The organism is Lentzea aerocolonigenes (genome assembly GCF_000955955.1).
In the GTDB taxonomy this organism is placed as follows: domain Bacteria; phylum Actinomycetota; class Actinomycetes; order Mycobacteriales; family Pseudonocardiaceae; genus Lentzea; species Lentzea aerocolonigenes_A.
Genome location: NZ_JYJG01000366.1, coordinates 1 through 10689 on the forward strand (window position 1 = coordinate 1; position 10689 = coordinate 10689).

At 69.1% G+C, this 10689-nt stretch carries 6 protein-coding genes; 1 reads left to right on the plus strand and 5 read right to left on the minus strand.

Going from position 1 to position 10689, the window contains the following annotated elements:
- The 5 genes from UK23_RS38475 to UK23_RS38495 all read right to left on the minus strand — a co-directional run.
- A partial coding sequence (locus UK23_RS38475; protein ID WP_045316716.1) for an alpha-L-fucosidase occupies positions 1-700 on the minus strand: 700 nt, incomplete at its 3' end.
- A 199-nt stretch (positions 701-899) separates the two neighbouring features.
- On the minus strand, positions 900-3113 hold the full coding sequence (locus UK23_RS38480; RefSeq protein ID WP_156213697.1) for a hypothetical protein: 2214 nt from the start codon (positions 3111-3113) through the stop codon (positions 900-902).
- Between the two features lie 123 nt (positions 3114-3236).
- Entirely contained in the window at positions 3237-4097 is an 861-nt protein-coding gene (locus UK23_RS38485; protein WP_045316717.1) for a patatin-like phospholipase family protein, read from the minus strand.
- Positions 4094-7156, minus strand: coding sequence for an AfsR/SARP family transcriptional regulator (locus UK23_RS38490; protein WP_045316714.1), 3063 nt, complete (start codon positions 7154-7156; stop codon positions 4094-4096). Before UK23_RS38490 ends, UK23_RS38485 begins: the two co-directional genes overlap by 4 nt.
- A gap of 46 nt (positions 7157-7202) precedes the next feature.
- Entirely contained in the window at positions 7203-8291 is a 1089-nt protein-coding gene (locus tag UK23_RS38495; protein WP_045316718.1) for an alkaline phosphatase family protein, read from the minus strand.
- Positions 8292-8339: 48 nt separating this feature from the next.
- On the opposite strand from UK23_RS38495, the gene UK23_RS38500 reads away from it, so the two are divergent.
- Positions 8340-10670, plus strand: coding sequence for a Tex family protein (locus UK23_RS38500; RefSeq protein WP_045316715.1), 2331 nt, complete (start codon positions 8340-8342; stop codon positions 10668-10670).
- Positions 10671-10689: the final 19 nt, after the last annotated feature.

Genomic DNA, 10689 nt, shown 5'->3' on the forward strand with positions numbered 1-10689 from the left:
AGGAAGGCGTCATGCCGGTCTTCTGCTCGTTGCTGATCGTGTCCATGATCGGCGTGTCCTCGTTGTTGTTGCTGAGGACCATGTCCGGCCGGTCGTGACGAATCCGCTCGTACAGACCGTTCTGCTCCCAGTAGGCGTTGTCGTTGTCGATCCAGAACCCGGCGAGCTTCGGGTACCGCTGCATGACCTCGACGAAGTTGTCGTAGCTGAACTGCCCGAACCCGGGCCGCTCCTGCAGGTTGACCGTCTTGCCCTTGTACTTCGAGTACGCGGCCGAGTCGAGCCACTCGTGCCCGCCCTCGTCGTGCCACTGCGGGTCGTCGGTCATGTAGTTGATGACCTTCAGGCCCTCCTTGTCTGCGGCGTCGATCAGCTCACCGAGGAAGTCGCGCTTCGTCGCGCAGGAGCCAGGAATCGACGACGGCCAGGCACGCGCGTAGCCCAGGCGCGAGTGGAACGACGCCAGCACCAGGTACTGGGCATGCAGCTTCTTCGCCTCGTCCACCCAGTACTTGGCCGACCAGCCACCGCCGGTGACAGCGGACTCCCAAGCGCTACAACTGGTGTAGCCCGGATTCGTCCGCATCCCCCAGTGCAGGAACAGACCGGACGTCGACGCCCGCAGCCAGTCCTGCCGCGGATGCAGCACCTCGGCCTGTGCCGGAGTGCTCACGCCGACAACGAGTAGAGCGGCGGTCATCAACACGCCGAGACGACGCAGTGTTTTGCGCACGAGCCAGCCTCCTGGTGGACGCCTCCTGCGGCGGTAGGAAGACGTGCTCGGTGTTACCGCGCAAAGGTCTACGCCACTCAGCCGCTGAAATTCAATAGGTCCTCGGAGGTATGACTGAGTTACACGACCAACTGAATCGAAAAAGCATCCAAATGAGCCGATGTCTTCAGCGGTCACGCTTGAAGAGGTGGCCGACACCGGTCACGAGGCAGATCGCCAGCACCCACCCGATCAAGGTGAAGAAGAGCGACCACAACTTCGCGACGCCGAGCGGCACCCAGAGATCGCTGTGCTTGAGGCTGACCACGGGCAACAGCAGATCGATCGTGTAGAGCCACGGGTCGAACCGCGTGTTGGGGACCTCGGTCCTCGTCGAGAGGAAGCTGCCGGGCCCCAGCAGGTGGAAGACGACGCCACCCGCGACGACCAGGCCAGCCAGCCACCCGAGCACCCACAACGGCCGGTAGCCGTAGCCAACGGTGGGTTTCAGGATCCACCACAGCGTCCGGTGCACCCTTCCCGGCAAGCTCTTGCGCTCACAGCGACGCTGGTCCTCCCCGGCGATCAAGACCTTGGCGGCCTCGTGGTGCTGACCGGCGGCCGAGTAGACCGACGCCAGCTGCTGGTAGACCTGCGGCACGTACTCGGGCTGCCGCTGCAACCAGGCGATCCGCTTCGTCACGTCCGTGGACCGTTCACGCAGTGCGCTGTAGACGAAGTTGTTCAGCTTCGCCTCGTCCGGCCAGTCGCTCTGCCGGTCGTCCAGGGTCGCCACCCGCAACCGGCAGAAGTTCAGCATTCCCGTGGGCCGCTCCGCGAACTTGAGCCGCAACGTGCTGCCGATCACCGAACCCTTCAGCTCGAGCGCCGTCTTCGAGCCCATCAAGGCCGCGCCCGCGAACGAGACGTCGGCACCGATCCGCGCGTTGCACATGTGCACAGAGCCCTCGGCGCGAACCTTGACGAAGGACACCGACTGACCGACCGCCACCCGGTCGCACCGCAGCGCCTCTCCTCGCTCCCCCAGCCGCGCTGCCGTGAGATCCAGGGACCCGCCGACCGTCGCGTCCGCGAGGTCGACCCTTCCCTCGGCGACGAACCCGTTTCGCAGCAAGGCATCCCTGGTGACGGCGATGCCGCGGGCGATCATCGCTTCTCGCTGCGGGTTGACGAACCTGCCGCCGGCGCAGTCCAGGTTGCCTCCCACCCGGACGTCGCTCAGCACCACCCGTCCTCGTGCGAGGAACCCGTCCGTGTCCGCGACCGAGCCCAGCGTCTTCTCCGACAGCAGGACGTCGCGGTGGACGTGCATGCCGGTGGCGTCGATCGCCGTGTCCGTCTCGTTCTCGAACCGTCCGCCCTGCGCCCACAGGCTTCCCCCGATGTCGGCGCCCGCCAGCAGCACCTTGCCCTTGACCACGGCACCGGACTGGAAGATGAGGTTCTGCGCGATCGACGCCCGCGCCAGGTCGACCGCCTTGCGGCCTTCGTTGACGAACTCGCCTCCGGTGAAGTCCACCCAGCCGCCGACCCGGCATCCGGTCAGGTTGATCTCACCGTCCACCCTGCATCCGGCCGAGAACTTGACCACCTGGTGGACGTGCATGCCGACCGCTTCCAGCGCCAGGTCGCCCGGGTTGGCGAAGTGGGCGCGATGGCAGTCGAGCGAACCTTCGATCTGGGCGCCTCGCAGGTTGACCCGGCCGTGCACGGTGAAACCCTCGCGCCAGAAGACGTGTTCCTTGACCACCAGCCCGTTGAGCTCCAGCGTCGGCTTGTCACCGTGGTTGCGGAAGGCCGCACCCTCGCAGATGAACTGACCGCCGATCACCGCGCCGATCATCCGCGTCTGGCCGTCGGCGCTGAACCCGTCCGAGCAGATGAGGTCCTGGTCGACGTGCAGGCCGTCCGCCTTGATCGCCTCCCCGCCGCGTCCGTCGACGTGACAGCCGCGCAACACCAGTTGCCCTGTCACGTGGGCACCCATCAGATCGATCCGGCCCGACACCGTGCAGTGGCGCAGCGACAGGCTGGTGCTCACCTGGACCTGTGCGGCGCGCAGACCTGGCAAGGTGCACTCGACCAGGTACAGCCCGGCGATGTTCGCCTGCTCGAGGACCGGCGGCTGGTTGAACGTGCACCGGTCCAACCGCACTGGGAAGCCGACGTCGCCGGCCTCCAGGTCGATCTCTCCGGTCAGCCGCACATCGGACATGCACAGTTTGCGCACCCGGATCTCCTTGGTGCGCAGCAGCTCACGGGTGAGGACCCTGCCGCGGATCTCTCGCCCCGCGCCGGCGAAGACGACGCGCCCACCGTTCTCGATCTCCTCGACCAGCTCTTGTTCGGCAGTCGTCAACACGACGTCGTCAGAGTTCATGGCGCACTCCCAGGCCATGACCGCGTCCGCCGAGCACGATCGAACTTCGTTCAAGGTGTGTCGGGTAAGTCCGGCCAGGACAGTTGTCCGTTAGCAGGAACCTCACCGTTCACCCGTTCAGCCCTAACCGTGGGACGGGTGTCCGTACAACCCGGCGCCCGCGATCTCCACCGACGTCAGGAACGCCGTCGACGCGATGTAGGAGGCCTCCACCAGTTCCGCGGTGTGCGAGAAGTCCAGCGGCGTCACCGCCTGCACGGGCGGCCCCGGCAGGTACAGCACGGGTGCGTGCTGCGACGCCAGCTCCACCTCCAGCACGGCCTGGTTCCGCATGCCCAGGGTCGCCCAGAACAACAACGTCTCGGCCAGCGTCTCCGGCACCGTCGGCAGATGCCCGGGGAACGCGCAATCCAGCACCACCAACGACTGCGCGCCCATCGCCAGCGCCTGCCGGATCGGCACGTTCGCCAGCACGCCGCCGTCGTAGAGCACCCGGTCACCGATGCGCACCGGCGGATACACCCCGGGAATCGCCGCGCTGGCCAGGATCGCCGGCACCAGCGACCCGGACGTGATGTTGACGGCCTCACCCGTCACGCAGTCCACCGAGACCGCACCGAACGGCAACGTCAGGGCATCGAACGAAGAACACCCGGAAAGCCCTTCGGCCAGCACGTCGGCCAGACCTGTGTTCGGGAACAGGTAGGTCTTGTTGGTCCGCAACGACCGCAGCTGCGCGATGGGTCCGCCGGGGAACACCCGCTGCCGGGTCATCCCCTCCCACATCACGGCCAGCCGCTCAGCCGCCTTCTCGGGGTCCAGCGCGAGCAACGACCCGTTCACCGACCCCACGGAGGTGCCGACCACGAGGTCGGGCCGCACACCGTGTTCCCGCAACGCGCGCAGCATGCCGACCTGCGACGCGCCGAGACTCCCTCCACCGCCGAGAACGAAGGCGACCGGTCCGGGCAATGAGATCGTCACGAGCAGAACGTACAAGAAGGCTCGAGTGTCAGCACGCCGGCCGGGGCGTGCGCGGCCGAACCCGTGCAGCGCTGGAAGATCGCCCCCGCCCGCTCGTGTTCGCCCGAAAAGGACCACGCCTCGGCCTGTGCCAGCGCGTGGCCGGTCGACAGGGCGATCTCCAGCGCCTCCTCCAGCAACGACTCCCGCTCGAGCACGGACAGCGTCGTCAGCGCGCGGGCGCGGATCACCTGGAAGCCGCGTGCCACAGCGAGTTCCAGAGCCAGGTGCGCGTGCCGGGCGGCCTCCGCGGTGTCCCCGGCGGCGAGGAGAGCGCGCGCGAGCGACACGCGCAGCCACGCCTCCTGGTAGGCGACCCCGCGGTCCACCGCCACGGAGATCCCGCGGGTCAGTGAGGCGATCGCCAGGTCGTACCGGCCCACGTGACGGTGCACGTTGCCGATGACGTCCAGCGCGCGCAGCAGGTAGTGCGAGTTCGCGGACGCGCGCAGGGCCTGGTCGCGCAGCCGGGTCGCCACGGACATCGCCTGAGCCGACGCGCCCGTGTCCATGTGCAGCAGGGCTTCGTCGTGCAGCACGCACAGCTCCCAGTGCGGCACGCCCGCGGCGCCGGCAGCGGCGCGGGCGATCAGGTCGCGGGCGTACGACACGTCGCCCAGTGCCAGCGCCACGTCGGCCGTCCAGCCCAGGGCCGGGACGTCGTCGGGTGCCAGCTCGAGCGCCTTGTCGTAGTGCGCCAGCGCCTCGTGCAGGTCGCCGATCGCGACGAGCGCCGGGCCGACGATGATCAGCATCAGCGCGGCTTCCGGAGCGCCCGCATCGTGCGTGGACGCCTCGCGGTAGACCTCCAGAGCCTTCATCGGATGGCCCTGCACGACGTAGCACGCGCCGAGGTTGTGCAACGCCCGGTGCGCGCCGACCACCTCGCCGGCCGCCCGGTACAACTCCACCGCGCGCGAGTAGTGCCCGACCGCGCTTCCCGCGTCCCTGCCCGTGATGGCGGTGCCGATCGCGGACTCCATGGTCGCCTGGCCGAGCAGGTCACCGTCCAGCTCGGCCTGCCTCAGGGCGGCGGCCGACACCGCCTGGGCCGTCTGGTGGTCGCTGCGCAACCAGAGGTAGCGGCGCAGCGCGTCGGCCATGTGCCAGCAGCCGCTGAACGCCAGCGCCACCATGCTGTCCCGCTCACTGTCCAACCAGGACAGTGCGGAGTCGCGGTCGCCGAACGGCGGCACCTCGACCGTGCGCGACGGGCGTTCGGCGTGCAGCATCCCCGGCATCAGCAGGTCCAGTGCGGCGTCGGCGGTGAGCACGTAGAAGTCGAACAACCGTTGTCGCGCCTCGGAATCCGCTCCGAGGCCGCGGGCGTAGAGGTGCAGCAGGTCGTGCAGGCGGTAGCGGCCGGCGGTGTGCGGCTCGATCAAGTTCGCGATCTCCAGCGCGGCAACGCACGCCTGTGCCGACGCTGGCGACTCACCCAGCAGAGCAGCAGCAGCGTGCACGGTGAAGTCGGTGCGCGGCAACAACCCCAGCAGCCGGAACAACCGCGCGGGCCCCGCCGCCAGCTCACGGTAGGAGAGATCGAAAGCCGCCGACACGACACCCCGCTGGTCACCGCGGATCGCCAGCTTCGACAGCCGGTCGTCGCCTTCCAGCGCCGCCACGGCATCGGCCACGCGGTCCCGTGACGCCGCCAGGTTCGCCGCCGCCACCCGCAACGCGAGCGGCAGATGTCCACACAGCCGCGCCAGCGACGCCACCGCGTCCGGTTCGGCCGACGCCCGCGCCGGGCCCAGCATCCGCCCGATCAACGCGGCGGACTCGGACGGCGTCAGCACGTCCAGTTCCAGCCGATGCGCGTCGTCGACGGCCATCAGCCCGCGCAGGTCGTTCCGGCTGGTCACCACGACGACGCAGCCGGGACTGCCGGGCAGCAACGGCCGCACCTGGTCCTCGGAGACGGCGTTGTCGAGCAGCAGGAGCATCCGCCGTTGCGCCAGCACCGACCGGTACAGCGCGGCCTGCTCCAGCTCGGCGCCGGGCACCTGGGTGATGCCCAGCGAGCGCAGAAACCCGGTCAGCGCCTCGGAAGGCGTGATCGGCGGCGCGTCGTCGAACCCGCGCAGGTTCACGTAGAGCTGACCGTCCGGAAAGGACTCGCTGACCCGATGCGCCCAGTGCACGGCCAAAGCGGTCTTGCCCACGCCCGCCACACCCGCGATCGACGTGATCACCACGGTCGAACTGGACTCCAGCAACGCGTCCAGCGACACCAGATGCTCGTCCCTGCCGGTGAACCGCACCAGATCAGCAGGCAGCTGTCTGGGCACCACGGACGAGACCACGCCGGAGTCCTGTGCCAGCACCGCGTCGTGCGCCTCGCGCAGCACCGCACCGGGCTCGACGCCCAGCTCGTCGACGAGCCGCCGGTGCGTGACCCGGTACAGCTCCAGAGCATCGGCCTGCCGATCCGACCGGTACAACGCGGTCATCAGCAACGCGACCAGACCTTCGCGGAACGGGTGCTCGGCCACCAGCGCCGTCATCTCCGGCACCAGCTCGCGATGCCGCCCCAGCCCGAGCTCCAAGGCACAACACCGCTCGGTGACCGAGATCCGCCGCTCGTTGCACCGGTCGGCGTCGACCCGCAGCTCCGAGCTGGTCAACCCGGCCAGCGCCGGACCACGCCACATCTCCAACGCCTCGCGCAACACCGCGGCCGCCTGCGAGGGTTCGAAGGCCGCGGCCGACCGCACGCGATCTTCGAACGCCGCGACGTCGACGAAGGCCACGACGCGGTAGGCCGTGCCGTCCGTGATGATCACCGAGGAACCGAGCACCGCTCGCATCGACGCGATCGACTTCTGCACCTGATGCCGTGCGGTGGAAGGAGGATCGGCGTCCCACGCGACGGCCACCAGGTGGTCGAGCGCGACCAGCCGCCCGCCGGCGAGCGCCAGCGCCGCCAGCACCTTCTGGTCCCGCGTGCTGCCGATCCGCACCCGCTCGCCGCTGCCCGCGAACACCTCCAGAGGTCCGAGCAGCCGGATTTCCGTCACCGTCAGAAGATAACGACGGAATGCTCGCGACTGACCATTTGAGACCTCAGGAGGCATGAACCAGCAGCGGAATTGCCAATTCCTGTCTGGTTCGAGACCCGTGGAACCCGTTCATCTTGCTGAACAACGGTTCCGCCTGGCCACGAATGATCACCGCCGAGTTTTTCATTGCCACGACAACATTCCCGATGCGGTCGAGCGCCAACGGGCTGACCGGGCCGAACCAGCCCGCGTCGACAGCTTCCTCACGCCGCACCACGTCCGCGCGATCCCCCAGGAAATCGCGCCAAACTGCGAGCACCTCATCACTTTCGGTGTGCAGATAGCGCACCCGCGGTTCGCCGGTGATCACCCGGACTCCTTCCCACAGCAGGGGTTCGGTGTCGAAGTCGATCCGGTCGTCCGCGGTGATCATGCCGTGGTCCGCCGTGACCACGAGCAAGGAGTCAGCCGGCATTCGGGCAGCGATCCGGGAAGCCAGCGCGTCCACGAACTCCAGCTGCAGCAGCCACTCGTCGGAACCGGGCCCGTAGAGGTGCCCGATCATGTCGAGATCCGCGTGGTAGGCGTAGCAGAACGAGCGGTCCTGCTGGACCGCCGCGACAGCGCCCAGCGCGAGGTCGCCGAACCCGGCCACGCCGCGGAACCACGATCCGCGCAGCACCGCACGGGTCAGCCCGCTCGTCCGCTGGTTCAACGGGGCGACCGTGCTGACCGCCACCCCGGCCGCCGCGGCCCGCTCGAACACCGTCGGGTGCGGCTGGACGACCTCGGGCACGAGCACCTTGCGCAGGTCGTGGTGGTGGTCACCGGCACGCGACCAGGTCAGCGCGTTGAGCACCTCGTCACCGACCGAGAACGACATCCCGACGACGCCGTGCTCACCGGCCAGCAACCCGGTGCCGATCGACGCGAGACTGGTGGCGGTGGTCGACGGGAACCCGGCGTTGATCTCCCGGCTGGAGAGACTCGCGAGGAACGGCGCGCGCTCGGCGTGCGAACGCAGCAGCTCGTGGCCCAGCCCGTCGACGAGCAGCAGCACGACACGCCGGGAGGACGGCAGGTTCAGGGTGTTGTCCGCACCCGGAACAGCCAGGCCCGACAGCAGCGAAGGGACGACCTCGGCGATGGTCATGAGGCCACGGTGCCACGTCGAATCGGACAACGGGCAGAATGGCGCGCTGTGACAACGCTCATCCACCAGAAGATCGCTGACGAGCTCGGCGTGGCCAGCGGCCAGGTCAGCTCTGCTGTCGAACTGCTCGACGGTGGCGCGACCGTCCCGTTCGTCGCCCGCTACCGCAAGGAGGCGACCGGCGGTCTCGACGACGCCCAGCTGCGCACGCTCGAGGAGCGGCTCGGCTACCTGCGCGAACTGGAGGAGCGCCGCGCGGCCGTCCTCAACTCGATCCGCGAGCAGGGCAAGCTGAACGACGCCCTGGAAGCGCAGATCCTCGCCGCCGACTCCAAGGCGCGGCTCGAGGACCTCTACCTGCCGTACAAGCAGAAGCGCCGCACGAAGGCCCAGATCGCGAAGGAGGCCGGTCTTGAACCACTGGCCGACGCGCTGCTGGGCGACCCGGGCCTGAACCCGCAGGAAGAAGCCGCCAAGTTCGTCGACCCGGCCAAGGAGGTCGCCGACGCGGCGGCCGCCCTGCAGGGCGCGCGGGCCATCCTGGTCGAGCGGTTCGGCGAGGACGGCGACCTGATCGGCGAGCTGCGCGAGCAGATGTGGACGCGCGGCCGCGTCGTCTCCAAGGTCCGCGAGGGCAAGGAGACCGAGGGCGCCAAGTTCGCGGACTACTTCGAGTTCGACGAGCCGTTCGCGAAGCTCCCGTCGCACCGCATCCTGGCGCTGTTCCGCGGCGAGAAGGAGGAGGTCCTCGACCTCGTCCTGGAGCCGGAGGAGCCGCGCGAAGAAGGCCCGTCGTCCTTCGAGGTCCGGATCGCTGCTCGCTTCGGCATCGACGACCGGGGCCGCCCCGGCGACAAGTGGCTCACCGATACCGTGCGGTGGGCGTGGCGGACCCGGATCCTCGTGCACCTGGGCATCGATCTGCGCGGACGCCTGCGCCAGTTCGCCGAGGACGAGGCCGTGAAGGTGTTCGCGTCGAACCTGCGCGACCTGCTGCTGGCCGCCCCGGCCGGCACGCGCGCCACGATGGGTCTCGACCCCGGCTACCGCACCGGCGTGAAGGTCGCGGTCGTCGACGCCACCGGCAAGGTCGTCGCGCACGGCGTCATCCAGCCGCACGTGCCCGCGAACCGCTGGGACGAGTCGATCGCCAAGCTCGCCGTGCTCGCCAAGCAGCACAACGTCGACCTGATCGCCATCGGCAACGGCACGGCCTCGCGCGAGACCGACAAGCTGGCCGCCGACCTGATCAAGCGCCACCCCGAGCTGAAGCTCACCAAGATCGTGGTGTCGGAAGCCGGCGCCTCGGTCTACTCGGCCTCCGCCTACGCGTCGTCCGAGCTTCCGGACCTCGACGTGTCGATCCGCGGCGCGGTCTCGATCGCCCGGCGGCTGCAGGACCCGCTGGCCGAGCTGGTGAAGATCGACCCGAAGTCCATCGGTGTCGGCCAGTACCAGCACGACCTGTCGGAGTCGAAGCTGTCGCGCTCGCTGGACGCGGTGGTCGAGGACTGCGTGAACGCGGTCGGCGTCGACCTCAACACGGCGTCGGTGCCGCTGCTGACCCGCGTCTCCGGCATCACCGCCGGTCTCGCGGAGAACATCGTGCTGCACCGCGACCAGAACGGGCCGTTCAAGACCCGTACCGCGTTGAAGAACGTGGCGCGGCTCGGCCCGAAGGCGTTCGAGCAGTGCGCGGGCTTCCTCAAGATCCGCGGCGGTGACGAGCCGCTCGATGCTTCCTCCGTGCACCCCGAGGCCTACCCGGTCGTGCGGAAGATGCAGACCGAGGCGGGCGCAGAGCTGATCGGCAACTCCGCGGTCCTGACGAAGCTCCGTCCGGAGAAGTTCGTCGACGAGCAGTTCGGTCTGCCGACGGTCACGGACATCCTCCGCGAGCTCGAGAAGCCCGGCCGCGACCCGCGCCCGGCGTTCAAGACCGCGACGTTCGCCGACGGCGTCGAGAAGATCGCCGACCTCAAGCCCGGCATGGTGCTGGAGGGCGTCGTGACGAACGTGGCCGCGTTCGGCGCGTTCGTCGACATCGGCGTGCACCAGGACGGCCTCGTGCACATCTCGGCCCTGTCCAACACCTACGTGAAGGACCCGCGCGACGTCGTGAAGTCCGGCGACGTGGTGCGGGTGAAGGTGCTGGAGGTCGACGAGGCCCGCAAGCGCATCGGCCTGACGCTGCGCCTGACCGACGAGCCTGGCAAGCCCGCGCCGAAGCAGCAGGGCGGCGGTGGCGGCGGTCGTGACCGCGGCGGGCGTCCGCAACAGCGCGGTGGGCAGCAGCGCGGCAACCAGCAGCGCAACTCGCCGCCGCCCGCGAGCGGCTCCATGGCCGACGCCCTCCGCAAGGCGGGCTTCGGCAAGTAGCACCACGGATGAAGGGAAC